This is a genomic window from Bradyrhizobium sp. USDA3010, from assembly GCF_056429065.1.
The window spans coordinates 89,103-114,753 of record NZ_JBWJZD010000007.1 but is presented as its reverse complement, the minus strand read 5'-3'; the positions used below and the strand labels follow the sequence as shown (position 1 = coordinate 114,753).

Here is a 25,651-nt window from a genome sequence, read left to right as displayed (position 1 = left end):
AGAAGACGCGTCAAAATAAAATCTAGATATCCGTTCGACGCAGCGCGCGTCTCAGCCCCTCGTCGAGGCTGATCGGCTGCTGCCATCCGGTGCTCGCGACCTTGGACAGATCGAGTTCAAGCGAGGCGAACAGGCTGTCATAGGCTTCCTTGCGGCCGCCCACCGTGAGCGACACTTTCAGGAGCGGCGACGGCAGCCAGAACAGACGCGGCGAGGTTTCTGCCGCGCGGGCAAGGCGCTCGACAAACTCCCGCGTCGAGACCTGCTCGCGGTCGGCCACCAGAAACACGTCGAAATCATTCCCCGGTCGCGACAACCGATACAGAATGAACGACGCCAGGTTTTCCGCCGACAGGAACGCGCGGCGATTCTTCACAAAGGCGAGCGGAAGCGGCATGCGATTGATCACCGCGCGCTTGAGCAGGGCGAAATTTCCTTTCGCGCCGGCGCCGTAGATCAGCGGCGGCCTGATCACGGTCACCCTCATGCCGCTGCCCGGCACAATCCCCTTCAGACCAACCTCGGCGGCCGCCTTCGAGTTTCCGTAGAGGCCGCGAGGCGTCAGGACATCGTCCTCGCGAAACGGCGGGCGTCCATAGTTGCTGCGCCCATGCACCAGGATCGTGCTGACAAAAATGAAATCCCGAACGCCCGCCGCAACCGCCGAACGCGCCAGGTGCAGCGTGCCTTCGATATTGACGTTGCGGTAGAGCTCGATCGCCTGTTCATCGGACTGCTGGTGAACGCGAGCCGCAAGATGAACAACGGCGTCCACGCCATCGAGCGCGGCGCGCCAATCGGTGGCGGGACTGAGCGAGCCGATCGCCACGTCGTTTGCATCCTGCAGCGGGGTGCGCACCGCGCGTCGGACCAACCAGCCATTCTGCTGCAACTCCGGCACCACGTGGCGACCGACAAAGCCGCTCGCACCCGTCACCAGAACCGTCGGGCGGCGATCATTCATGCTGTCCGCTCCACATCGTGATTGGCTAACAGCTCCGCAATCAGCGCGGCGTAGCTCGACAGGGCCCGCTCGGGACTGAAGGTCCGCGCGGTCACAACGGCACGCTCGGCCATCGCGGCGTCCTGCGATTGCGACGCCATCCTGATCGCATCGGCGAGTTGGTTGGGCCGTCCCGGCGTGACGACCCAGCCCAGCCGGTTCTCGCTGACGGTCAGCGCGGCCTCGGCTTCCGGTTCGGAGACCAGGATGACGGGCCGGCCGGCTGCGAGCAGATTATAGAACCGGCTCGGGACCGATACACCGGCAACGTTCTCGCGATAAGGAATGAGCCAGACGTCCGCGCTGGAGAGCAGCGCATCGAGCTCGCCGTCCGCGACGCGGTCGACCAGCGTGACGTTGGCGAGCTGCGCCTCGGCCTGCATCTCCTTCAGCCGCGCAAAGCCCATGCCCCATCCCGAGAGCAGGAAATGGATGTCGCGTTCGTCACGCAACAGCCGCGCGGCCCCGAAGACGATGTCCGGATCGTGGGTGAAGCCGAGATTGCCGGACAGGCCGACGACGAAGCGGGCGGCGATCGCCTTGCGAAACGGATTATCGGGGCTGACGGGACGATTGCCGGGGTCGAGCGTGGCCCAGTTCGGGATGAACCTGATCTTGTCGGGTGTCATGCCGCGATAGCGCAGCAGCAGCTTCTCGGCGTCGCGGCCGATGACGATGACAGCGTTCAACGCACGGAACATCAGCGCGTTGATCGCACGCATCGCGCGCGCCACCAGCGAGGACGGCCGCAGCAGCCCGGCCATCACGAGAACATCCGGAAACAAATCGTGCAGGATCAACGCCGACTTCGCCCCCTTCAGCCGCGCCGCGGCGGCAACCGCATAGGGAAGCGCGAAAGGAGCGGTCACCGTCAGCGCCACGTCGCCGCGCTGCAGCCGCGACAACAACGCAAAGAACATCCGTGCGGTGAACAGCGCCTCGGCCAGCGCGCGCTTGATCAGCGCCGCCTTGCCCGGCAGCCAGTTCCTGATCTCGACGACGACGGGCCGACCCGGCGCCGGCGCCCGCGCCGAGCCCGGCATCCCGGAGACCACCACCACCTCCGCCTCCTGCGCGATCCGTTCGGCGATCGCGGACATGATCGCGGCGGTCGTGCTGTGGTCCGGCGGATAATGCTGGCTGGCGACCACGACTTTTCGAGAACTGGGCATCAATGGCTTTCGAAACGGTCCTGCCTGATTACCCGCAGGACGGCGCGGTCAGGCGGCATTCGATCCGAACTCGGGCACGGCGTCCTGAAGAACGGCACGGATGGTCACGCGGTCATCCCTCTCGATCGCATCTTCCAGCGCCGCGAGCCACTTGCGCAGCGTCGACATCGGAGGCTGGTTCGGCTTGGCGGCCATGACGCCGGCAACGCCGATTTCGAGCGTCGGCTCCTGGCTTGCGAACAGGATCTCGTTCAGCCGCTCGCCGGGACGGATGCCGCTGAACACGATCTCGACGTCGACGCCCGGTTGCAGGCCCGACAGGCGGATCATCCGCTCTGCGAGATCGACGATCTTCACCGGCTGCCCCATGTTCAGCACATAGACCGAGACGTCGGGTCGCGCCGGCGTCATGGCGTGCGTCGCGGCGGTGATCACGAGATCGCAGGCTTCGCGGATCGTCATGAAATAACGGACCATGTCCGGATGGGTCACCGTGATCGGTCCGCCGGCCTCGATCTGGGCCTTGAATTTCGGCACCACGGATCCGTTGGAGGCCAGCACATTGCCGAACCGCACCGAGATCAGCCGCATGTGCGACTTGCCCCTGGCCTCGGTCATCAGGTCATGATCCATCGCCTGACAGTACATCTCGGCGAACCGCTTGGTCAGGCCGAGCATCGACACCGGCTCGATCGCCTTGTCGGTCGAGATCATCACCATGGCGCTCGCGCCCGCGGCACGCGCGGCGTCGGCGACGTTCACCGAGCCGAAGATGTTGGTCTTGACCCCTTCGCTCCAGTCGCGCTCCAGGATCGGCACATGCTTGAGCGCCGCGGCATGGAACACGATGTCGGGCTTGAACTCGCTCATCAGGCGCGTGATGCGCTCGCGATCCCTGATGTCGGCGATCCGACCCTCGATCTCGGGGCCGGTGTCGCGCGCGGACAGCGCCTCGGTGACCGCATAGAGCGCCGGCTCCGAGTTCTCGACGACCAAGAGACGCGCCGCGCCGAAGGTCGCGACCCTCTCGCAGATCTCCGCACCGATCGAGCCGCCGCCGCCGGTCACGATGACGGACTTGCCCTTCACCAGCGTCTCGAGCCGCGCATAGTCGATCTTCTGGCTCGGGCGCAGCAGCAGGTCCTCGACCGCGACATTGGTGAGCCGTGGCGTATCGCCGCCCTCCAGCGACGGCAGGCGGCTGACCATCAGACCGAGCCGCTTGGCGCGCATCAGCACGCTTTCCGGATGTGCATCCGGCTCGAAGGCCGAGGGCGTCATGATCACGCGCTTGATCGGCCGCTGGCGGCTCTCGAAATCCCGAATCACGGCTTCGATATCATCGACGCCGCCGACCACGGGAATGTTGCGGATCATCTGGCCGCGGTCCGCGGCCGACGGCGAGAGCACGCCGACCGGCCAGAGCCGCTTGATGGCGCCGTTCTCGATGCCGCGCAGCACGACTTCCGCGTCGGCCGTGCGTCCGACCAGCAGCGCCGACGCGGCATTGTCGGATCGGGCATGAAGCCGCGTGCGCGAATAGCGGAAGTAGCGATAGCCGAGGCGCAGCGCGCTCAGCGCGAACACCTCAAGGAAGAAGAACAGGATGATCGTGACCCGGCCAAGGAACACGGGGCTTGGCGAATTCGCTCCGGTGAAGAAGTAGACGTAATCCACCACGACCAGCGCCAGCGTCAGCACCGCTGCGACCCGCAGGATGTTCACCGCGTCCGGCAGCGAGGTGAAGCGCCATTTCGCCGTGGTCAGATTGGAGAAATAGCTGACCACGACGCTGAACAGCACGAACCAGGGCAGAATGCGCAGCAAATGCGGCAGCCGATCGGTAAGCAGGCTGCCCTCGAAGCGCAGATAGAAGCTCGCCAGCAACGCAAACGTCGTCGCGAGCGCGTCATGCGCCAGAATCAGGAAGTTGCGCAGATGGAATTGTGAAAGGCGCGTCATCTAACGGACGGGTTGCTGGCAACTGGGAGTTGGCGACGAGACATTGGCAGGCTGTAGCGTATCTGCGGAGCCCTTGCCAGCGATCATGGACGGATCGGAGGCTCGGGTTCCATATCCGTCCCCAATCGCCCCTTCAACGCCATACCCCCCGCAACGCCGACGCCCAGCACGTACATCCAGCCTTCATGAAAGTCGAAGATGTGTGAATTAAACAACGAACTTGAAATATTCTGTACCACGACGAGAAGCCCGATCCAGTTAACGAGACCGTCGCCGCGGAACAGCAACAGGTGCAGCAGCCACATCGCGTACAGTATCGCTACACCCACAATGCCCCACTGCACAGCGACGTTCAACGTTTGATTGTGGGGGTTTCCGATGACTTCGGCGGAAGCCTGGTTCACGCCGCCGGCCGCGACGCGCTCGAATAGGCCCCGCGTTGCGCCGGTGCCATGGCCGATGACCGGGGCCTCGGCGAAGAAGCCGAGCGACTTGCGCCAGAATTCGAGCCGCAGACCAAGCGACGTCGGCTCGTTGCGCTCCATGTAGAGCTTGTAGTCGCGTTGGAATGAAGCGGCCGTCGCGCGCAGTTGTGGCGAGGCGTACCACGCCGCCACGGACAACGCACCGGCCGCACACAGGATCAGGGCGATGCTGCGCCAGCGCAGATGCAGCAGCGCAAACACCGCGAACATGATCGGAACGGTCACCAGCGCGGTCCGCGACACCACCACGAACGCCATGTTGGCAAGCAGGCTGAGCGCGATCCCGACCAGCAACACGGCCGGCAGGACGCGATTGGCCCGCAACAGCAGCACGATCGGATAGGCCAGCGCGACCGCGCACAGCGTGAATTCCTGGCTCTGGTCGATGTAGTTCTTGACGAAGACGCCCTGCTCGCCGGGGGCCGGTGCCCTCAGCGCGAGATGGGGCAAGGCAAGCACCAGCCACGACATCAGCATCAGAAGCGTGCAGGAGACGAGGAAAGCCACGAACACCCAAGTCCCGCGGGCCGAGCGCTGGAAGTGATAGAGCAGGACCGGAAGCACCAGCAGCTTTGCGGTCGGCCCGACCGCGTACAATCTCGCGCCCCAGGCGGCGTCCGACCAGAGCGTGCCGGTGAGCGCGAGGCAAAACAGCGCGATCGGTGCCACGCAGATCGGCCGCTTCAGCAGCGTCCAGAACGCCCGCAGGTCGACGGTCGGCGCAATCGAGATCAGCAGCACCACGCCGAAGATGCCGACCAGCGAGGTCGACCACGGCAGCGATAGTGCAATCAGGACCGCGACCACGTCGGTCGCACTCTGCCAGCGCGCCGGATCGCGCCAGGCCGGGCACGCCGCGGCGCCTGCCGGGGATGCCATGCTCGCGCTCACGCCTTGCCCTCGCGAGCCCGCGCAACCAGCGACGTCGTGCTGTGGCCCTGCAGGATCTCGACCAGCACCACCTCGCCGCCGGCGGCCTCGATGATCTCGTGGCCGACCACCTGCTCGCGGGTATAGTCGCCGCCCTTGACCAGCACGCTCGGCCGCACCTTCGTGATCAGGTTGATCGGCGTGTCCTCCTCGAAGATTGCGACGAGGTCGACGGCTTCCAGCGCCGCCAGTACCTCGGCCCGGGCGCGCTCATTCTGCACCGGACGCCCCTCGCCCTTCAGCCGCTTCACCGAGGCGTCGCTGTTCAATCCGACGATCAGGCGGTCACAGGCGCTGCGCGCGGCGGTCAGCACCTTGACGTGGCCCGGATGCAGGATGTCGAAACAGCCATTGGTGAAGCCGATCCGCAGATCCTGCCTCCGCCATTCATCGAGATACGCGTCGATATCGCCGCCGGCCGGGACGATCTTCTCCTCGGCCGCCAGCGAGGCGTGCGGCAGGATCCTTCGCCGCAACTCGGCGGACCTGACGGTCGCGGTACCGGTCTTGCCGACCGCAACCGCGGCCGCGGCACTCGCGATCCGCAGCGCGCCGTCCCAGTCGGCACCAGCAGCCAGCGCCAGCGCCAGCGCCGCAGCGACGGTATCGCCGGCCCCGGAGACATCGCGCACCTTGACCGGCAGTGCCGGCACGTGGATCGAACCGCCCTCCCGCGTCACCAGCGTCATGCCGCGCTCGCCCTGCGTCACCAGCATCGCCTCGCAATCGGCGAGGACCATCGCATCGGGCGCGGCCTGCGCGATGCTGTCCTGGCTGTCGGCGCGGCTGCGGGTCGCCTCCGCGAATTCCTTCCGGTTTGGCGTCAATACGGTCGCGCCGCGATAGATCGCGAGGTTGGCGCTCTTCGGATCGACGATCACGCGCTTGCCCGCCTGGCGCGCGGCGTCGATCACGTTGCGGATCACGCGCGCGGTCAGCACGCCCTTGGCGTAATCGGACAGCAGCACGATGTCGGCGCGCGCAAGGTGCGGCAGGATCGCGTCGATCAGCTGCTGCTCGATGGCCGGCGCGGCCGGCGCGGCCAGCTCCCAATCGGAGCGCAGCATGTGGGTCGAGAACTGTTCCGAGACGAAGCGCACCTTGCGCGTGGTCGGACGCGCGGCGTCGCGCACCAGCACGGTCTCGATCCCCGCCTCTTTCGCCAGCGCCTCGGTCAACACCGTCCCGGCGGCATCCTCGCCGATCAGGCCGACGAAGATGCAGCGGCCGCCAAGCGCGGCGATATTGCGCGCGACATTGCCGGCGCCGCCGATATTGATCTCGCTGCGCCTGACCGCGATCACCGGCGCCGGCGCCTCCGGCGAGATCCGCGACACCTCGCCATACACGAACTCGTCGAGCATGAGGTCGCCGACGCAGAGCACGGTCTGGCCGGACATTGCACGCGAGATCGCTTCAAAATCGAACATCAGTCACCGTCATCCGCTCTAGCGATAGCGATCCGCGCGATCGAGAAAGCCGTTCACATAGGCTCCGACCGCGTCTTCCAACTGCGTAAAACCGCCATTGTATCCGGCACGCCCGAGACGATCGACGACGCTCTGGGTGAAATATTGGTAACTGCCGCGAATCTGCTCGGGCATGTCGACATACTGGATGTTCGGCTGCAGGCCGAGCGCGCCGTAAGCCGAGACGATCAGGTCCTTGAAGCTGCGCGCCTTGCCGGTGCCGACATTGAAGAGGCCGCAGACCCGCGGCGTCGCGACCAGCCACATCATCACCCGCACGACGTCGTCGACATAGATGAAGTCGCGGCGCTGATCGCCATCGGCGATGCCCTCGCGATGCGACTTGAACAGTTGCACGACGCGGCCCGCCTTGATGTCGTCGAAGCGGCGCGCCAGCACGCTCATCATCGCGCCCTTGTGATATTCATTCGGGCCGAACACGTTGAAGAATTTCAACCCCGCCCATTGCGGCGGCAGAAGTTCGCCTTTCGCAGCGCGCTCGGCGACGGCGAGATCGAACAGGTTCTTGCTCCAGCCATACAGGTTCATCGGCCGCAGGCGCTTCAACGCCTCCACCGAACCATCGTCGTCGAAGCCCTGGTCGCCGTCGCCATAGGTGGCGGCCGAGGAGGCATAGATCAGCGGGGTTCCAGTCGCGGTGCACCAGTCGAGCAGCCGCATCGAGAGACGGAAATTGGTCTCGATCACCAGATCGCCATCGGTCGCGGTGGTCTCCGAGATCGCACCGAGATGGAGGACGGCATCCAGCCGCCGGCCCTGCAGCCAAGCCATCAATTCGGCCGGCGGCACGAAATCGGCGATCTGGCGCTTGGCCAGGTTCCGCCACTTGCCGTCGTCCCCAAGAATGTCGCAGACCGCCACGTCGCTACGCCCAACGTCATTCAACGCGGCCACGACGTTCGATCCGATAAAACCGGCGCCCCCGGTTACCAGAAACATGATGAAATCCCGCCAGATTCCTTTGCAGCCGCCAGCTTTGCCTCACTCCCGCGCCACAGGCAACGACGGCTTTACCTCACTTCGCGAACCGGTTACCGACTTGGCCGCGCCGATCCGGCTTTGGCCTGTTTAGAAATGAATATTGATTCAATATCTGACATCGAAACCCAGGATACCGAGGATGCCAGACCGATCCTCGTCGTGCCCTATGTTTGGATCGGCGATTTCGTGCGCGGCCACACCGTGGTCAGGGTGCTCCGCAAGCGCTGGCCCAACCGGCCGGTCGACCTCCTGACCAGCCGGCTTTGCGCCCCTTTGGTCGATTATATGCCCGGGGTCCGTGCCGCCGTCGTGTTCGACCTGCCGCGCAGCCGGCTGGCGCTGGCCCGGCAGCGGGCGCTCGCAGCCGAATTTCGCGCCCGGAATTACGCCACCGCGCTTGTGCTGCCGCGCACCTGGAAGGCCGCCATTGCACCGGCGCTGGCGGGCATTCCGGAGCGGGTCGGCTTCGTCGGCGAGGCGCGGTTCGGCCTGATCAACGCGATGCGATGGGGCGAGAAGAAGCAGCCGCGCTTCATCGACAAGAACGCCATCCTGGCGCTGCCCGATGGCACCCCTCGGCCGGCCGAATGGCCGGTGCCGCAGCTGCGGGTTCCCGCCGACGAGGTCGGCCGATGGCGGCAGGCCAACGGCTTCGGCGCCGGTCCGGCGATCGCACTCGGACCCGGCTCGGTCGGGGTCTCGAAGCGCTGGACCTATTATCCTGAAGCCGCGCGGCTGTTCGCCGAACACGGCTTCGACGTCTGGGTGGTTGGCGGCCCCGGCGAGAAGGCGCTGGCGCAGGAGATCGCCGCTGTCGGCGGCGCGCGCGTCCGCGATCTCACCGGCACCGATCTGCGCAACGGCGTGCTGGCGATGGCCGCAGCCAGCGTCGCTGTGACCAATGACTCCGGGCTGATGCACATCGCAGCCGCAATCGGCACCCCGACCATGGGCATCTTCGGCCCGACCGATCCCTATCTCTGGGCGCCCCTCAACGGCCTCGCCGCCACGGTGCGGCAGACCAAAAGCAAGCTGCCGTGCCAGCCGTGCCAGCGCACGGTCTGCACCATGAACGACCATCGCTGCATGCGCGACATCCCCCCCGAAGACATCGTCGGGATCGCCGAGCGCGTGCTGGCTCAGATCAGCGCGCGATAGACCGCCGCGATCGCGTTCGCCTCCGCATCGAGGCTGAACTTATCCACAACTCGTTGGCGTGCCTGCGCGCCCATCGAAGCGGCCGCGGCCGGATCGCGCATCAGGGGCTCGAGTGCCGCCACCAGCGCGTTGGCGTCCCCGGGCGGCGTCAGCACGCCGGTCGTGCCGTCCTCGACCACGAACTCGGCGGCGCCGGCGCGCGCGGCCACCAGCGCCGCGCCTGCCGACATCGCCTCGATCAAGGTCAGGCCAAAACCTTCATTGCGCGAGGTGAAGGCGTAGATCGTCAGCCGCTGGTACCAGCGCACGACATCCTCGATCGGTAGCTCGCCCGTGATGATGATGCGCGATTGCAGGCCGGCAGCCTCGATCTTCCGCTTCAGCTCGTTGGCAAAGGCCAGCTGCTCCGGCACCACCGCGCCGACGATGACCGCAGTGAAATCGGGATAGCGCGGCAGCAGCCTGCACATCGCCTCGACGAACACGTCGCTGCCCTTCTGTGCGCGCACCCGCCCGAAGCAGCCGATCGCGTAGCGCCCGGGCAAGCCGCTCTCGGCGAAGGCGCTGGCGCGATCGGCTGGCGGCGCATAACTGATGGTGTCGACGCCATGCATCACCACGGTGGCGTCGCGCTTCAGATAGGAAGCCGACAGCGGGCTGGTGGCGATGACCGCATCCATGTTGCGGATCAGCCAGCGCGTCAGCCAGGTGTGATGGCGCTGCGCGGCTGACGTGAACAGCAGCTTCAGCGGCCAGCCCAGCGCGCGCAGCAAGAGCCCGACAATCATCTCGTCATTGCGCCGCGCGTGCCAGATCAGCGGCCGCGCGCGCCGCCACAGCCGCATGAGATCGGCAAATCCGATCGCGTCGATGCCGTCCGGCCGGTGCGAGCCGAGCCAGGCTGCGCGAAACATCTTGGCAAGCTTCGGCGCGACCATGCGGTTGGTCGCGGTGACACCCGAATAGCGTCGGTGCAGATTGGGCACGATGAGCACGAGCTCGCCGGCAGGTGTGTTCTCGATCGGCACGCAAGTCTCCGTTTCGTGCCAGCTCCTATACGCAACATTAAGCATAGTGGCCAGTTCGGCCGCCGCGAAACCCCCTCTTCACCGCACTCCCGCTAGCATCACCGGTTAAAGATATCGGGAGAGCTCTATCCATGACCGTGCTCGTGACCGGCGGTGCCGGCTATATCGGAAGTCACATGGTTCATGCGCTGGTCGATGCCGGCGAAAGCGTCGTCGTCGTCGACAATCTTTCCACCGGCTTCTCGGCGTTCCTGCCCGAAGGTGTTCCGCTGTTCATCGGTGACGCCGGCGACGAGAACCTCGTCGAGGGTGTGATCGCACAGCACGGCATCGACAGCATCATCCATTTCGCCGGCTCGGTCGTGGTGCCGGACTCGATGCGCGATCCGCTCGGCTACTACCGCAACAACACCATGACGACGCGCAGCCTGCTCAACGCTGCGGTGAAGGGCGGCGTCAACCGCTTCATCTTCTCCTCGACCGCGGCCGTCTACGGCAATCCGGAGCAGGTGCCGGTGCCCGAGATCGCGCCGACGCGTCCGCTGTCACCCTACGGTTCGTCGAAGCTGATGACCGAGATCATGCTGCACGATGTCGCCTCCGCCCATGGCATGAGCTACGTCGTGCTGCGCTACTTCAATGTCGCCGGCGCCGACCCGAAGGGCCGCGCCGGTCTTGCCACCATCGGCGCCACCCATCTGCTCAAGATCGCGGTCGAGGCCGCGACCGGCCAGCGCGCCAAGATCGACGTGTTCGGCACCGACTATCCGACCCAGGACGGCAGCTGCGTGCGCGACTTCATCCATGTCAGCGACCTCGTCGAGGCGCATCGCTCGGCGCTGTCCTATCTCCGCGCCGGCGGGCAATCGGTGACCATGAACTGCGGTTACGGCCGCGGCTATTCCGTGCTCGAGACCATCGAGGCGGTGCGCCGGGTCTCGATGCGCAATTTCGCAGTCGCCTATGCCGCGCGCCGGCCCGGCGACATCATGACCATGGTGGCCGACACCACCCGGATCCGCTCGCTGCTCGACTGGACCCCGCGCTACGACGATCTCGAGACCATCGCGAACCACGCGCTGGCCTGGGAGGAGAAGCTGTTCCGGGAGCGCGGGGGCGCCGCGCGACAGGCAGAATCGGCCTAAAAATCAAGCCGTTATCAAGCAGTTATTGTGCTTGAAAAAGCCCCGCCAAGCGGGCAAGGAGGTCCGCAACCCTGACGGCCGGCGCTGCCCGCCGTCAATGGAACGCGGATGGCTCAGTTTCCAAAGAAAATTACCGACGATCCCTATGGCGCGGCGATCCTGATTCGCCGCCTGGTCACGGAACAGGGGATCACCTACTGGCGGCGCTATCTGACGGCGTTCGCCCTGATGGCCGTTGCGGCCGGCTCGACGGCCGGCGCCACTTACGTGCTCGGCCAGGTGATCAACCAGGCCTATGTCGACAAGAACATCCCCGGCATCGCGATGTTTGCCGGGGTCACCGTGGTGCTGCTGTTCATCAAGGGCGTGGCGACCTACGGCCACATGGTGATCCTGTCGAAGATCAGCAATGCCATCCTGGCGCGGAACCAGCGGCAATTATTCGCCAAGCTGATGAGCGAAAGCATCGGCTTCTTCTCGCAGCGGCACTCGTCGGAATTCCTGGCGCGGCTCACAGCCGGCGCCAAGTCGATCACCGACGTGCTCAACATGCTGGTCAATGCGATCGGCCGCGACTTCCTGATGCTGATCAGCATGGTCGCCGTCATGGTATGGCAGGATCCGCTGATGTCGTTCATCGGGCTCGTGGCGGTGCCGCCGGCGATGCTGGTGCTGCGCAAGCTGGTGAAGCGGATCAAGGGCCTCGCCTACAACCAGTTCACCGGCACCGCCGACATCATGGAGACGATGCAGGAATCGCTGCAGGGCATCCGCACGGTGAAGGCGTTCACGCTGGAAGACACCATGCAGCAGCGGATCGACGAGAACATCGCGATCGTCGAGCGCAACGCCAACAAGATGGCGCATGTCGCCAACCGCTCCAACCCGCTGATGGAGATGCTCGGCGGCTTCGCGGTCGCCGGCTGCCTGATGTATGGCGGCTACAGCGTGGTGGCGCTCGGTTCCACGCCGGGCCAGTTTTTCACCTTCCTGACCGCCTTCCTGATGGCGACCGAGCCGGCCAAGCGCCTGGCGCGGCTCAACATCGATCTCAACAGCCAGCTGGTCGGCGCGCGGATGCTGCTCGAGGTCGTCGACAGCCCCGCGAGCGAGCAGGCCGACGACGACAAGCCGGCGCTCAAACTCTCCGATGCGCGGATCGAACTGCGCGACGTCAGCTTCGCCTATCGCCCCGGTGAGCCGGTGCTGAACCGCTTGAGCTTCATGGCCGAGCCCGGCAAGGTCACCGCGCTGGTCGGCCCCTCCGGCGGCGGCAAATCGACGGTGCTCGCCCTGCTGCTGCGCTTCTACGAGACGCGCGAGGGCGACATCCTGATCGACGGACAGTCGATCCTGTCGGTCTCACGCAAGTCGCTGCGCCGGCAGACCGCCTATGTCGGCCAGGACGTCTATCTGTTCCGCGACACCATCCGCGCCAACATCGCCTTCGGCAAGCCGGGCGCGACCGAGGCCGAGATCGTCGACGCCGCCAAGGCCGCCTGCGCGCACGACTTCATCATGAGCTTCCCGCTCGGCTACGACACGCCGGTCGGCGAGCACGGCACGCAACTGTCCGGCGGACAGCGCCAGCGCATCGCGGTCGCCCGTGCGCTGGTCAAGAACGCGCCGATCATCCTGCTCGACGAGGCCACCGCCGCGCTCGACTCGGAGTCCGAGAAGCAGGTGCAGGAGGCGATCGAGCATCTCTGCCAGGGCCGCACCACGATCGTGATCGCGCACCGCCTGCACACCATAATGCATGCAGACGCGATCCTGGTGGTCGAGGGCGGCGAGATCGTCGAGCGCGGGCGACACGACGAGCTGCTGCGCCGCAGTGGCCGCTACGCCTCGTTCTTCCGCCTGCAGCACCACCACGACCCGTCGCCGCTGGCATTGGCGCCGATCAGCGCCACCGGCTAGACCGATCAAATCCACCCCAAGAGCAGCGAGACCCACATGAACGCCGCCTCCACCGTCATCCCGCTTCCCCCGCAGCCCTCGCTCCCCGTCGTCGGCGAATCCGGCGTCTATCCGGTCCGCCGCATCTGGTGCGTCGGCCGCAACTACCTCGAGCATATCAGGGAGATGGGCAATGACGAGCGTGCGCCGCCGTTCTTCTTCGGCAAGCATGCCGACATGCTGGTGCCGGATGGTGCGACGATCCCCTATCCGCCGCTGACCAAGGACCTGCATCACGAGGTCGAGCTGGTGGTGGCGATGAAGAGCGGCGGGCTCAACATTCCCGCCGACAAGGCGCTCGAGCATGTCTACGGCTATGCAGTCGGCATCGACCTGACCCGCCGCGACCTGCAGATCGCCTCGCGCAAGAAGGAGCGGCCCTGGGAGATCGGCAAGTCGTTCGACTATTCCGCGCCCTGCTCCGCGATCCAGCCGGCCTCGAAGATCGGCCACCCCTCCAGCGGCAAGATCTGGCTCACCGTCAACGGCAAGGAAGCGCAGAAGGGCGACCTCACCGAATTGATCTGGAATGTGCCTGAGATCATCTGGCAGCTCTCGCAGCAGGTGAAGCTCGCCGCTGGCGACATCATCATGACCGGCACGCCCGCCGGCGTCTCGCAGCTGCAGGTGGGCGACAAGCTCGAATGCGGCGTCGATGGCGTCGGCACGCTGAAAGTATCGATCGGCAAGCCGGAGTAGACTCCGGATCCGATCCACCAGCAGACCGCGGCCCCGAACCTGGTTCGGGGCCGTTGCTTTTTCAGAACTGCTCGTGGCCGGGATAGTTGGGGTCGCCGAGATATCCGCCGCCTCCGCTGCCACCGGCACTGTCACCGCTGTAACCCGTTCCGAGATAGGGCGGCGGATCGACCGGCTGGCGATGCGGGCCGCCCGAACCGCCCGGGGGCAGTTTCGCGCCCACGGGCCGGGCACCATGCGCCAGCTCCGACGCCGCACGCTTCGCACGATCGCACCGGCCTGGCTGTGAGGTGGGTCACGCCCATTCCGCGGCCACTTCCGGGCGACATCGCATCGCCCGGGAAACCCCGGACCAGAGGTCCGGGGCTTTCCGCTGCGCGTGGTCAGCGCATCGTGCCGGGCATGCAGGGCGGCTCGGTGAAGGGCGCGGTTGCGAACGATCCGACGTTCGGCGCGCGCACGCAATCAGTCGTCTTGCTGCTGACCGGTGTCGTCGTTGTCGTCGTCATCGAAGCATGGGCGCGCCGCACCGCAGCATTGTTGCTGGCGGCCGAGGCCTGAGCCGAGAACGCAGCTGCCGCAACCAGAGCAAGCGTCACGAAGGTCAATTTGGTCATCGGGTTTCTCCGCACGTGGATGAAGCCGACCAAGCTCGGCTCCTGTGACCAATGACTGTGGATGCCGGATAATTATTTCATCACGCGCGATCACCGAACCGCGAGCGACCTCATCACGTTCGATGGACCGGGGAATACCAGAACGCGAGAGGCACTCCATTTCATCAAGGCCGCGCGCAAACGCGGCGATGACTGTATGGAGATTCTCATGATCGATCTTCGGCGACTCGGGAAAAGACTTGGCCTGGCTGCAATCCTGTCAGTGGCAGTGACGACCTCCTGCTTCGCGCAGGCGACGGTCCAGGTGCCCCGTGCATTTGCCTCAAATGAAACCGCGACGCGGCCATGGTCGGCGCCCGTCGGTCATCGCCAGCCGCGCGCTGCCGACGTTCCGGCAGCGGCGTCGGCATCGCAGCAGATCATCGATCAGGAGGACGCGATCGTCGACCGCAAGATCAAGGGCATTTGCCGCGGCTGCTAGCTTCTAATGCTCCCCTGGTCCTGCGCTGCGGCCGGACCAAGATGCGTCTTCTCGTACTCGAGCCACAGCTCGAGCAGCGCCATGAATGCGACCACCGCACCCGCCGCGATGGCAAAATGCATCGCGCGGGTGTGCGTGAAGCCGAGCAGCCAAGGCGAGGCGATCAGCCAGCATCCGACGAACAGATTGATCCACTCCTCCCAGATCGAGAACGCGAAGATCGCCGCCAGCGACATGATCGCGATCGCGGCACCGCTGATCCTCAGATCGATCGCCGCCGTCGGGTTGGCCCGCGCAAACAGCCACGGTGCCGCGAGCAGGAAGATCGCTGCTGCGAGGTTATAGAGATCGAGCGCCGATTCCTTTCGCCATTTCATCATCGATTGCTCCCTTGCTCCTCAAGCCCGCTGCTGATGCGCGTCCGGCGCGTTGATGTCCCGGCCGGTGTAGTCGGTCATGAGCGCGGTCGCGACCAGCGTGATGACTGCGCAAGCCGCGATATAGGCCGCGATCGCGGTCGCCGAGTGGAACGTGCCGAACAGCCAGGTCGCGATCAGCGGTGCCGGACCGCCGGCGATCACGGAAGCGAGCTGATAGCCGAGCGAGGCGCCACTGTAGCGCAGGCGGCCTGTAAAGCTCTCGGCGATCAGGGCGGCCTGCGGGCCGTACTGCATGTCGTGCGGAATCAGCGACAGGAAGATCGCGAGGAAGACGATCGTTGCCGATCCGGTGTTGAGCATCGCGAAATAGATGAAGCCGAACACGCCGGTCACGGCAGCGCCGATCATGTACATGTTCTTGCGGCCGATCTGATCGGATATATGCCCGCACAGCGGGATCGAGACGAACGACAGAACCGAGGCCGCGAGCACCGCGGTCAACAGGAAGTCGCGCGACACGTGCAGCGTGCCGATGCCGTAGGAGAACACGAAGGCGGTGAAGATGTAGAATGGCGCCTGCTCGGACATCCGCGCGAAGGCGGACAGCAGGATCTCCTTCGGATGGTCGCGGATCACGGTCAGCATCGGCGTGCGGTCGAGCTGACGCTCGGCCACCAGCTTGGCGAAGACCGGTGTCTCCAGAATACCGAGCCGGATGTAGAGGCCGACGCCGACCAGAATGATGCTGAGCGCAAACGGAACGCGCCAGCCCCATGCCAGGAACTGGTCGCCCGACATCTGGCTGAACGCCAACACCGCAAGATTGGCGAGGAACAGCCCGCAAGGCACGCCGAATTGCGGCCATGACGCGATCAGGCCGCGGGAGCGATCGTTGCGCGCCCATTCCATCGACATCAGCACCGAGCCGCCCCATTCGCCGCCGACGCCGACACCCTGGATGAAACGCAGCACGGTGAGGATCACCGCGCCCCAGATGCCGATGCTGGAATAGGTCGGCACCAATGCGACCGCCGCGGTCGCCAGTCCCATCAACAGCAGCGTCGCGATCAGCGTCGACTTGCGTCCGATGCGGTCGCCAAAGTGGCCGAAGATCGCGGCGCCGATCGGCCGCGCGATGAAGCCGACAGCATAGATGGCGAAAGCCTCCAGCGTGCCGACCCAGGGGTCGGAATGCGGAAAGAACAGTTTTGCGAAAACCAGCCCGGTGACGGTGCTGTAGAGGAAGAAGTCATACCACTCGATCGCGGTCCCGATCGTGGAGGCGATCACCGCGCGGCGCAGCTGACGCTGATGCTCGGATGGCGTGAGTTGGGTCGAGTCGAGGCCAAGCGTCGTCATGGGAGCATCTCCCTCGGACAAGCCCCCGGATGGATTTTGACTGTTCGGGTCGTTTGAGTACGAACGACATGGCGGCAGCGAAGGTTCCAACAGAATGGAACGCGCAGGCTAGAACTTTAGTCGATCGTGAGCGGCGCCGGGCAGCGGCACCGAAGGAAAAACAGTGGCGGCGCGCGGCCACAAAGTTTTCCAAATTCGAACTTAGGCGAAAACCGAGGTGACGAAGATGGTTCGGATACGTTCGTTCTCGATCAGTCTCTTTTTACTGGCGCTGTCCGCGACTTGTCCCGCCGCGGGCCAGATTCCGGATGTCAGGACCGGCGGCTCGGTCCCGACGTTGGCGCCGCTGGTCCGCCAGATCACGCCGGCTGTCGTCAACATCTCCGTGCACGGCCGGATTCGCGAGGACAACCCGCTCTACCGCGACCCGGTCTTCCGCGAGTTTTTCGACATCCCGAAGCAGATCGAGAAGGAGGTCAACGCCACCGGCTCCGGCGTGATCGTCGATGCGCCGCGTGGCTATGTTCTGACCAACAATCACGTCGTCGAAGGCAGCACCGTGGTCCAGGTCACCACCAAGGACGGCCGCCAGTTCTCCGCCAAGGTGATCGGGCGCGACCCGCCGACCGATGTCGCCGTGTTGCGAATCCAGGACCCGGGCGGCCTCAAGGCGCTGGCGCTCGGCGATAGCGACACGCTCGAGGTCGGCGACTTCGTGCTCGCGATCGGCAATCCCTTCGGGCTCGGCCAGACCGTGACCTCGGGCCTCGTCAGCGCGCTCGGCCGCACCGGGCTCGGCAAGCAGGGTTATGAAGACTTCATCCAGACCGACGCCGCGATCAACCCCGGCAATTCGGGCGGCGCGCTGGTCAACTTGCGCGGCGAGCTCATCGGCATCAACTCGGCCATCATCTCGCCCGCCGGCGGCAATGTCGGGATCGGGTTTGCAATCCCGGTCAACATGGCGCGGCGCGTGATGGAACAGATCGTCGCCACCGGACGGGTCGAGCGTGGTCGCATCGGCGTCGCCTTGCAGGACCTCCACCCGTCCAGCAACAAGGGCCGCACCGAAGGCGCTCTGGTTGCCGAGGTTGCCTCGGATTCGCCGGCGCAACGAGCCGGCCTGCGCAAGGGCGACGTCATTACGATGGCGGACGACCGCCCGATCCGCACGGCGGCGCAGCTGCGCAATCTGATCGGCCTGGCCCGCATCGGCCAGGACGTGAGATTCACGCTGCTGCGCGACGGCGCCGCCGCCAGCGCGGTGGTGAGGGTGGCGCCGCCGCTTGAGCAAAGCGGCGCGCTGGCCGGCGGGAATCGGCTGCGCTAGACATAAACTATTCTCAAGCGAACGCGTCCGCGTCGCTCCTACACAGCGGATGGCTTTGCGCCCGTCAACCCTGCGTGCTGCGCCGATACGGCACGTAGCGCGGCGTCCAGACCTTGGCCTGGATGCGCGCCTCGACCTGGTCGATCGGAATATCCTTGGCGAGCCCTTCCTTGTGCGCCTGCAGCGCGACCGCCAGCGCCACCGTCAGCGACACATCGCGCAGCGCGCTGACCGGCGGCAGCAGATTGTGCTTCGGGTTGTTGCGGGCCGGCGAGACGCTGGCCAGCGCCTTGGCGGCAGCCATGAACATCCCGTCGCTGACCCGGCTGGCGCCGACCGCGAGCGCGCCGACACCGACACCCGGGAAGATGTAGGAGTTGTTGGTCTGGTCGACCTTGAAGCGCGCACCGTCGCGCGTGATCGGCGGGAACGGGCTGCCGACGCCGATCAGCGCCCGTCCCTCGGTCCACGCTTCGATATCGGAAGGCGTCGCCTCCTCGCGCGAGGTCGGGTTGGACAGCGGGAAGATCACCGGCCGCTTGTTGCACTCGGCCATCGCGCGGACGATCGGTTCGGAGAACGCGCCGGCCTGGCCGGAGACGCCGATCAGCACGGTCGGCCTGGCGTTGCGCACGACGTCGAGCAGCGCGATCTTGTCGGGATGGTTGAGCTGCCAGCCCGCGATCGCCTGGTTGCTCTGGACAAACGGCAACTGGAACGGGGCGAGCCCGCTCATGCCCTCGAGCAGCAGTCCGTCGCGGTCGACCATGAAGAAGCGCTTCGCCGCCTCGCTCTCGGACAGGCCGGCGTCGATCATCGCAGCGCGGATCAGGCTGGCGATGCCGCAGCCGGCGGAGCCCGCGCCGAACACCGCGACACGCTGCTCGGTCAGCGGCACGCCGGTGACGTTGATCGCGGAGAGCAAGGCGCCGGTCGCGACCGCCGCGGTGCCCTGAATGTCGTCGTTGAAGGTGAGGAGCCGGTCGCGATAGCGCTCGAGCATGCGCGTCGCGTTGTTCTTGGCGAAATCCTCCCATTGCAACAGGACGCGCGGCCAGCGCTTCACAACCGCCGAGACGAACGCCTCGATGAAGTCGTCATAGGCCTGACCGCGGACGCGCTCGTTGCGCCAGCCGATATAGAGCGGATCGGCCAGGCAGTCGGGATTGTCGGTGCCGACATCGAGCAGGATCGGCAAGGTCGTCGCCGGGTGCAGGCCGCCGCAGCCGGTATAGAGCGAGAGCTTGCCGATCGGGATGCCCATACCGCCGGCGCCCTGGTCGCCGAGGCCGAGGATGCGCTCACCGTCGGTCACCACGATCGCCTCGACATGATCGAAGCGCGGATGGGCGAAAATGCGGTCGATCCGGTGCTGGTGCGGAATGCTGAGGAACAGCCCGCGCGGCTTGCGAAACAGCCGACTGAATTTCTGGCAGCCCTCGCCGACGGTCGGCGTGTAGACGATCGGCAACAGCTCCTCGAGATTCTCGACCAGCAGCGCGTAGAACAGCGTCTCGTTGGTGTCCTGCAGTTCGCGCAGAAAGGCATAGCGCTCGATGTCGGTCTCGTAGCCGCGCAGCGCCTCGAGGCGGCGCGAGACCTGTTCGTCCAGCGTCAAGATATTGGGCGGCAGCAGGCCATGCAGGTCGAATGCCTCGCGCTCGGCCTCGGAGAACGCCGTGCCCTTGTTCAACTGCGGATCGGCCAACAGCTCGTAACCGCTCAGCGCAGTCGTCGCAAAAGCTCCAGTAGTCTCCGACATGGCAAGATCTCCTTCAATGCGAAACGCCGGATCGGACTCTATCACGCCCGTGTAACGGATCGGAGCGCGAAGACGTCATGCTGCGCAAAGTTGAACGGCGCCGACGTCGCGGCCGGCGAGATGGACCTCGTAGAAGACTGCATCAGCCCGGTGGAGTTTCGGCGAGGCGGCCATCAGCGCTCATCCGGACTGAGGCAACGCACTCCCGCTGCGCCTCCGGACAGACATCAACATACCTTGGTATGGCCTCTCTGATTCCTTGTGATGCCTGTACCTACGCTCGTACAGTTGAGCGATGGCGGGCGATTTTTATACTTGCGGCCACTCCAACGGGCGACCAACGACTGCGGGCGCAAAAAGTGTTCCGAAATCTGTGATCGGGATCACTGCACCGAGGCATGAAGCGCGGGACTATCACGAGTAGTAAGTGTCGACTGGGAACGCGGGTTATCGAGGAACATTCACATGATCGTCAACATTCAGAAGCTGAACGGCCTGTGGCACCTCGTCGTCGGATCATGCACGATCCGAACGCCGTTCCTGGAGACCCAGGACCGGGAGTGGGTCGTCGCCTATGCCCGGCGCGTCTACCCCGGCGCCAAGGTTTTCGAACGCGACTGATGCCGTTGCGCTTCACAGCTCACACCCAGACAAAAAGCCCCGGTTTGCTCCGGGGCTTTTGCGTTCAACGCGGCGCGGCCGCTGCCTTCACCGCAGCGCCGACACCACGATCAGGCCGAGGATCAGCGCGGTCAGGGAATATTTCAGCGTGTAGTACACGTTCCGGTTCCACGCCTTGACCTTGCGGCTGGCGAGATGGATCTCGTAGAGCTTGCCGAACACCTTGTTCAGCGCGCCGACATGTTCGCCGTCGACGTTCTGGGTCGCCGACGCCTTGACGATGTTGTGGCTGACCCAGCGATTGATCCGGGTCATGAAGCCGTACTTCATCGGGCGCTCGACGTCGCAGAACAGAATGATGCGGTTGACGTCGGTCTTGTTCTCGGCGCTGTGGATGAAGGTCTCGTCGAACATGAAGGCTTCGCCGTCGCGCCAGACGCATTCGACGCCGTCGACCAGGATGCGGCACTCCTTCGAGTTCGGCGTCACCAGGCCAAGGTGATAGCGCAGCGAGCCGGCGAAGGGATCGCGATGCGCCCCGAGCTTGCCGCCGGGCGGCAGCATCGCAAACATCGCGCCGTGCACGTTCGGGATCGAGTTCAGCAGCTCCACCGTCTTCGGGCACAGCGTGCGCGCCGACGGCAGGAAGTCGTCGTACCATTTCAGATAGAACCGCTTCCAGCCGCTCTTGAAGAACGAGTAGAAGCCCCAGTCGTTGTTCTTGGCCGCGGCACGGATGAAGCCCTCGTCGAACAGGCGCGTCGCCTCGTCGCGGATCGTCTCCCAATTGTCGGAGAGCTTCTTGAGCTCGGGAAACTGCTCGACCGGGATCACCGGCGTGTTCGGCACCGCTGAGCCCGCATACATCAGCACATTGTAGGGCGCGAGGTAGGTCGAGTGATCGCCGAGCTGGCGGGCGAAGCGCAGCCGTTGCTTGCCGCGGAAGTGTACGTAGAGCGTGGAGGCCGCCAGCACGTAGAGAATGACGAGCTGCGGCGCAAAGAGTTGTCTCAACATGGTCCGTCTATGATCGCAGCGCGCCGATGCTCTCCGTGCACCGCCCCGTAGCAGCCTTGACCCTTGATGGGCGGCTTAGCCCCGGGCGGCGAAGCGCAACGCCGTCCGCGAAATTCCCCTGTTTCATAGTGACTTGGCACTGCCGCTGAACTCTGGCGCGAGCCCGAAGTTCTGCCGCGGTGCCATCCCGGATGAGCCATGTAAGCGTATGCTCACCAAATGTGAAGCACCGCCTCATTCGAGCGGACCGCCCTGTGGCAACATTCCCACACCTATTATTCGTCATTGACAAACCGATTAGATAATTACTAATCGCCAGATGGTCCGCCCGAGAACGCGGACATCAGAGGGAGGAACGATGAGACACGTTTTGGCGGCAGCCATTCTCGCGGCGATGACCACGGCCGCGCACGCGCAGGTTTCCGATGACATCGTGCGCATCGGGGTGCTGACCGACCTGTCGAGCTGGGGGCGCGACAATTCCGGCCCGGGCTCGGTCGAAGCGGCCAAGATGGCGGTCGAGGAATTCGGCCCCACCGTGCTCGGCAAACCGATCGAGATCATCTCGGCCGACCATCAGATGAAGACCGACGTCGGCGTCCAGATCGTGCGCGGCTGGTTCGACAACGGCAAGGTCGACGCCGTCGTCGACATTCCCAATTCCGGCATTGCAATCGCCGTCCACAACATGGTGCGCGAGCGCAACAAGATCGCGCTGCTGTCCGGCCCCGGCGCGAGCTCGCTGACCGACGAATTGTGCAGCCCCAACACCGTGCACTTCACCTACGACACCTACGCGCTGTCGAAGGTCACGGCCTCGGCCGTGATCGCGGAGGGCGGCAAGTCCTGGTACTTCATCACCGCGGACTACGCCTTCGGCCAGCAGCTCGAGAAGGATGCGACGCGCTTCATCAATGAGATGGGCGGCAAGGTGCTCGGCAGCGTGCGCCATCCGACCAACACGGCCGACTTCTCCTCGTTCGCGCTGCAGGCGCAGAGCTCGAAGGCGGACGTGGTGGCGTTCGCCAATGCCGGCCAGGACACCGACAATTCGATCAAGCAGTCCGGCGAGTTCGGCCTCGTGCAGGGCGGCCAGAAGCTGGTCGGCCTTTTGATGTTCGACACCGACGTGCATGCGATCGGGCTCAACGCCGCGCAAGGCACCTACATGACGACGGCGTCCTACTGGAACATGGATGAGACGACCCGCGCCTGGTCGAAGAAATTCTACGCCCGCACCAACGTGATGCCGACCATGATCCAGACCGGCGTCTATGGCTCGGTGCTGCACTATTTGAAGGCGATCCAAGCCGCCGGCACAGATGATCCGAAAGCGGTGATGGCGAAGATGCGCGAGCTGCCGATCGAGGACACCTTCGTGCATGGCGGCAAGCTGCGCGAGGACGGCCGCGTCATCCGCGACATGTATCTGGCGAAGGTGAAGAAGCCCTCGGAATCCAAGGAGCCGTGGGACTATCTCGACATCATCAAGACGGTGAAGGGCGAGGACGCCTATCGTCCGGTGTCAGAGTCCAAGTGCCCGCTGCTCAAGAAATAGGATCGATCGCGTGGCCAACGAAGAAACCTATGACTGCGACGCGCTCGTCGTCGGCTCCGGCTGCGCCGGGCTGTCGGCGGCGGTCACCGCCGGCCATCATGGCCTGAAAGTCCTCGTCGTCGAGAAGGAGCCGCGCTTCGGCGGCACCACCGCGCGCTCCGGCGGCTGGCTGTGGATTCCCGGCACCTCGCTGGCGAAGGCCTGGGGCATCGAGGAAGGCCCCGATCAGGCCAGGACCTATTTGCGCCACGAGGCCGGCAACAGCTTCGATGCCGCGCGCGTCGATGCGTTCCTGACCGAAGGGCCGAAGGCGGTCGACTTCTTCACGACCAAGACCGCGGTGCGCTTCGACATGCCGCTGACCTTCCCGGACTATCATGCGGAAGCGCCCGGCGGCGCGCAGGGCGGCCGCTCGATGGTGACGCGGCCGTTCGACGCCCACGAGCTCGGCGACGCCCTCAAAAATCTCGGCAGCCCCCTGCCCGAGCTCACCGTGTTCGGCATGATGCTCGGCTCCGGCAAGGAGATCGTCCATTTCATGCGCGCGACGCGGTCGCTGACCTCGGCGGCCTATGTCGCCAGGCGGCTGTCGAAGCACGCGATCGACGTGATGCGCAACGGCCGCGGCATGACGCTGACCAATGGCAATGCGCTGGCCGGCCGGCTGGCGAAATCCGCCTTCGACCTCAGGATCCCGCTCTGGCTCAATTCGCCGGTGCGCGAATTGATCGTCGAGAACGGCGTGGTGCGCGGCGCGGTCATCGAGCGCGAAGGCCGCACCATCCGCGTCAACGCCAAGCGTGGCGTCGTGCTCGCCTGCGGCGGCTTCCCGCATGACGTCGCGCGGCGGCAGAAGATGTTTCCGCACGCGCCGACCGGGAAAGAGCACTACTCGCCGGGACCTGCCGGCAACACCGGCGACGGCCTGCGGCTCGCGGAGTCGGCCGGCGGCCGCGTCGAGGACTCGCTGCCGAATGCCGCGGCCTGGGTGCCGGTCTCGGTCACCACCCGCAAGGACGGCTCGAAGGGCGTGATGCCGCATTTCATCGACCGCGCCAAGCCCGGGGTGATCGCGGTCATGCGCGACGGCAAGCGCTTTGCCAATGAAGGCAATTCCTACCACGACTTCGTGCAGGCGATGATCAAGGCGGCGAACCCCGGCGAGGAGATCGCGGCCTATCTCGTCTGCGATCACGAGACGCTGCGCAAATACGGCCTCGGCTGCGTGCCGCCGCGCCCGATGCCGCTCGGCCACCATCTGAAGACCGGCTATCTCAAGCGAGGCGCGACGCTGTCCGAGCTTGCTGCGCAGGCCGGCATCGACGCCAAAGCGCTCGAGGCAACCGTCGCGGCGTTCAACACAACCGCGGCGGAGGGCCGCGACCCCGTCTTCGGCAAGGGCTCGCGCGCCTACAACCGCTATCAGGGCGATGCGCTGCACGGCCCCAATCCGTGCATCGCGCCGATCCAGCACGGGCCGTTCTACGCCATCAAGATGGTGGTCGGCGATCTCGGCACCTATGCCGGCATCCGCACCGATGCCAATGCCCGCGCGCTCGACGCCGATGGGCAGCCGATCGCCGGCCTCTATGCCGCCGGCAACGACATGGCGAGCATCATGGGCGGCAACTATCCCGGCGCCGGCATCACGCTCGGGCCCGCACTGACCTTCGGTTACATCGCGGGCAAGCACATCGCCGGCGCCGCGGCGGAAAGCAGCGAGGCATGAGCACGATGGCGACGCTGCTGGCAGGCAAGCGCGCATTGGTGACCGGCGCCGCGCACGGCAACGGACGTGCCATCGCGCTTGGCCTCGCGGCGCACGGCGCAGAAATCGTGGTCGCCGACATCGATCGCGCCGGCGCCGAGCAGACCGCTGCCGACATTGGCCAGCGCGGCCGCGCGGCCTGGTCGTTCGAGCTCGACGTAACCGATGCCGAGGCGTGCTCCGCCCTGGCGCAGGGTGTGGCGCGCGAAGTCGGGCCGATCGCGATTCTGGTCAACAATGCTGGCATCATCATCCGTGAAGGGATCTCTTCGCCCCGTGCCCAGGAGAATTGGCGGCGGGTGCTCGACGTCAACCTGACCGGCACCTTCAACGTCACGCACGCCTTCCTCCCGGCGCTGCGCGAGACGCGCGGCACGATCATCAACCTCGGCTCGATCGCCTCCTTCCTCGGCGTGGCCGATACGCTGGGCTACGCGCCGTCGAAAGGCGGCGTGAAGCTGCTCACCCAGGCGCTCGCCCGCGAGCTTGCCGCCGACGGCATTCGCGTCAATGCAATCGCGCCCGGCGTGATCGAGACCGCGATGACCAAGGCGACCCGCAACGACCCTGCCCGGCTCGCCGGATTTCTGGGGCGCACGCCGCTCGGCCGCGTCGGACAGCCGGAAGAGCTGGTCGGCCCGGTGGTGTTCCTGGCGTCGGAGCTGGCATCTTATGTGAACGGCGTGACGCTACCCGTCGACGGAGGGTTTCTCGCCGTATAAGCAAATTGTCGAAGAACTGACAGG

The 25,651-nt window shown here is 65.5% G+C and carries 23 protein-coding genes; 10 read left to right on the top strand and 13 right to left on the bottom strand.

Going from position 1 to position 25,651, the window contains the following annotated elements:
• Positions 1 to 22 precede the first annotated feature (22 nt).
• From AC066Y_RS13655 to rfaD, 6 genes are all read right to left on the bottom strand, one after another.
• Positions 23 to 964, bottom strand: coding sequence for an NAD-dependent epimerase/dehydratase family protein (locus AC066Y_RS13655; protein WP_478274321.1), 942 nt, complete (start codon positions 962 to 964; stop codon positions 23 to 25).
• Positions 961 to 2,175 carry a glycosyltransferase family 4 protein gene (locus AC066Y_RS13650; protein ID WP_478274320.1) on the bottom strand — a complete coding sequence of 405 codons (1,215 nt, stop codon included), beginning with the start codon at positions 2,173 to 2,175 and terminating at the stop codon, positions 961 to 963. Before AC066Y_RS13650 ends, AC066Y_RS13655 begins: the two co-directional genes overlap by 4 nt.
• Before the next feature lie 48 nt (positions 2,176 to 2,223).
• Positions 2,224 to 4,137, bottom strand: a complete 1,914-nt coding sequence (locus AC066Y_RS13645; protein ID WP_478274319.1) for an SDR family NAD(P)-dependent oxidoreductase — start codon at positions 4,135 to 4,137, stop codon at positions 2,224 to 2,226.
• Between the two features lie 83 nt (positions 4,138 to 4,220).
• Positions 4,221 to 5,501: an O-antigen ligase family protein gene (locus AC066Y_RS13640; RefSeq protein WP_478274318.1), complete on the bottom strand. Its 1,281-nt coding sequence runs from the start codon at positions 5,499 to 5,501 to the stop codon at positions 4,221 to 4,223.
• An 8-nt stretch (positions 5,502 to 5,509) separates the two neighbouring features.
• Complete coding sequence (rfaE1, locus tag AC066Y_RS13635) at positions 5,510 to 6,982, bottom strand: D-glycero-beta-D-manno-heptose-7-phosphate kinase (RefSeq protein ID WP_478274317.1); 1,473 nt, start codon at positions 6,980 to 6,982, stop codon at positions 5,510 to 5,512.
• 18 nt (positions 6,983 to 7,000) lie between these two features.
• Positions 7,001 to 7,981, bottom strand: coding sequence for an ADP-glyceromanno-heptose 6-epimerase (gene rfaD, locus AC066Y_RS13630; protein ID WP_478274316.1), 981 nt, complete (start codon positions 7,979 to 7,981; stop codon positions 7,001 to 7,003).
• Positions 7,982 to 8,116: 135 nt separating this feature from the next.
• Here rfaD and waaF point away from each other — a divergent pair, with 135 nt between their 5' ends.
• Entirely contained in the window at positions 8,117 to 9,181 is a 1,065-nt protein-coding gene (gene waaF, locus AC066Y_RS13625) for a lipopolysaccharide heptosyltransferase II (protein ID WP_478274315.1), read from the top strand.
• Here waaF and AC066Y_RS13620 read toward each other — a convergent pair.
• Positions 9,163 to 10,203, bottom strand: a complete 1,041-nt coding sequence (locus AC066Y_RS13620) for a glycosyltransferase family 4 protein (protein ID WP_478274466.1) — start codon at positions 10,201 to 10,203, stop codon at positions 9,163 to 9,165. The genes waaF and AC066Y_RS13620 overlap by 19 nt on opposite strands.
• Positions 10,204 to 10,340: 137 nt before the next feature.
• Here AC066Y_RS13620 and galE point away from each other — a divergent pair, with 137 nt between their 5' ends.
• From galE to AC066Y_RS13605, 3 genes are all read left to right on the top strand, one after another.
• Positions 10,341 to 11,354, top strand: coding sequence for a UDP-glucose 4-epimerase GalE (gene galE / locus AC066Y_RS13615; RefSeq protein ID WP_478274314.1), 1,014 nt, complete (start codon positions 10,341 to 10,343; stop codon positions 11,352 to 11,354).
• Between the two features lie 108 nt (positions 11,355 to 11,462).
• A complete protein-coding gene (locus tag AC066Y_RS13610) occupies positions 11,463 to 13,274 on the top strand; it encodes an ABC transporter ATP-binding protein (protein ID WP_478274313.1) in 1,812 nt (603 codons plus the stop codon).
• A 36-nt stretch (positions 13,275 to 13,310) separates the two neighbouring features.
• Complete coding sequence (locus tag AC066Y_RS13605; protein WP_212310131.1) at positions 13,311 to 14,012, top strand: fumarylacetoacetate hydrolase family protein; 702 nt, start codon at positions 13,311 to 13,313, stop codon at positions 14,010 to 14,012.
• Positions 14,013 to 14,073: 61 nt separating this feature from the next.
• Here AC066Y_RS13605 and AC066Y_RS13600 read toward each other — a convergent pair whose 3' ends face one another.
• Positions 14,074 to 14,235: a hypothetical protein gene (locus AC066Y_RS13600; protein WP_478274312.1), complete on the bottom strand. Its 162-nt coding sequence runs from the start codon at positions 14,233 to 14,235 to the stop codon at positions 14,074 to 14,076.
• A 160-nt stretch (positions 14,236 to 14,395) separates the two neighbouring features.
• Positions 14,396 to 14,629: a hypothetical protein gene (locus AC066Y_RS13595; protein WP_176530157.1), complete on the bottom strand. Its 234-nt coding sequence runs from the start codon at positions 14,627 to 14,629 to the stop codon at positions 14,396 to 14,398.
• Positions 14,630 to 14,837: 208 nt separating this feature from the next.
• Here AC066Y_RS13595 and AC066Y_RS13590 point away from each other — a divergent pair, with 208 nt between their 5' ends.
• Complete coding sequence (locus tag AC066Y_RS13590; protein WP_478274311.1) at positions 14,838 to 15,110, top strand: hypothetical protein; 273 nt, start codon at positions 14,838 to 14,840, stop codon at positions 15,108 to 15,110.
• On the opposite strand, the gene AC066Y_RS13585 is transcribed toward AC066Y_RS13590, so the two are convergent.
• Together AC066Y_RS13585 and AC066Y_RS13580 are read right to left on the bottom strand one after the other, a co-directional pair.
• Complete coding sequence (locus AC066Y_RS13585) at positions 15,107 to 15,490, bottom strand: SPW repeat protein (RefSeq protein WP_478274310.1); 384 nt, start codon at positions 15,488 to 15,490, stop codon at positions 15,107 to 15,109. The genes AC066Y_RS13590 and AC066Y_RS13585 overlap by 4 nt on opposite strands.
• An 18-nt stretch (positions 15,491 to 15,508) precedes the next feature.
• On the bottom strand, positions 15,509 to 16,849 hold the full coding sequence (locus tag AC066Y_RS13580; protein ID WP_478274309.1) for an MFS transporter: 1,341 nt from the start codon (positions 16,847 to 16,849) through the stop codon (positions 15,509 to 15,511).
• A gap of 226 nt (positions 16,850 to 17,075) precedes the next feature.
• Between AC066Y_RS13580 and AC066Y_RS13575 the strand changes: the two genes are divergently transcribed.
• Positions 17,076 to 18,179 (top strand): trypsin-like peptidase domain-containing protein, encoded by a 1,104-nt coding sequence (locus AC066Y_RS13575; protein ID WP_478274308.1) that lies wholly within the window; start codon positions 17,076 to 17,078, stop codon positions 18,177 to 18,179.
• A gap of 64 nt (positions 18,180 to 18,243) precedes the next feature.
• On the opposite strand, the gene AC066Y_RS13570 is transcribed toward AC066Y_RS13575, so the two are convergent.
• The gene (locus AC066Y_RS13570) at positions 18,244 to 19,941 is read right to left on the bottom strand and encodes an NAD-dependent malic enzyme (protein ID WP_478274307.1); all 1,698 of its coding nucleotides are present in this window, start codon (positions 19,939 to 19,941) and stop codon (positions 18,244 to 18,246) included.
• A 465-nt stretch (positions 19,942 to 20,406) separates the two neighbouring features.
• On the opposite strand from AC066Y_RS13570, the gene AC066Y_RS13565 reads away from it, so the two are divergent.
• Positions 20,407 to 20,562, top strand: coding sequence for a hypothetical protein (locus tag AC066Y_RS13565; RefSeq protein WP_173637640.1), 156 nt, complete (start codon positions 20,407 to 20,409; stop codon positions 20,560 to 20,562).
• Positions 20,563 to 20,649: 87 nt separating this feature from the next.
• Here AC066Y_RS13565 and AC066Y_RS13560 read toward each other — a convergent pair whose 3' ends face one another.
• A complete protein-coding gene (locus AC066Y_RS13560; protein ID WP_478274306.1) occupies positions 20,650 to 21,579 on the bottom strand; it encodes an aspartyl/asparaginyl beta-hydroxylase domain-containing protein in 930 nt (309 codons plus the stop codon).
• Positions 21,580 to 21,937: 358 nt separating this feature from the next.
• Between AC066Y_RS13560 and AC066Y_RS13555 the strand changes: the two genes are divergently transcribed.
• Genes AC066Y_RS13555 through AC066Y_RS13545 form a run of 3 tightly spaced genes read left to right on the top strand, consistent with a single transcriptional unit; the run spans position 21,938 to position 25,627 of the window.
• Positions 21,938 to 23,137, top strand: coding sequence for an ABC transporter substrate-binding protein (locus AC066Y_RS13555; protein WP_478274305.1), 1,200 nt, complete (start codon positions 21,938 to 21,940; stop codon positions 23,135 to 23,137).
• Between the two features lie 10 nt (positions 23,138 to 23,147).
• On the top strand, positions 23,148 to 24,866 hold the full coding sequence (locus tag AC066Y_RS13550; protein WP_478274304.1) for an FAD-dependent oxidoreductase: 1,719 nt from the start codon (positions 23,148 to 23,150) through the stop codon (positions 24,864 to 24,866).
• On the top strand, positions 24,863 to 25,627 hold the full coding sequence (locus AC066Y_RS13545; protein WP_478274303.1) for an SDR family NAD(P)-dependent oxidoreductase: 765 nt from the start codon (positions 24,863 to 24,865) through the stop codon (positions 25,625 to 25,627). The genes AC066Y_RS13550 and AC066Y_RS13545 overlap by 4 nt, the downstream gene beginning before the upstream one ends.
• Positions 25,628 to 25,651: the final 24 nt, after the last annotated feature.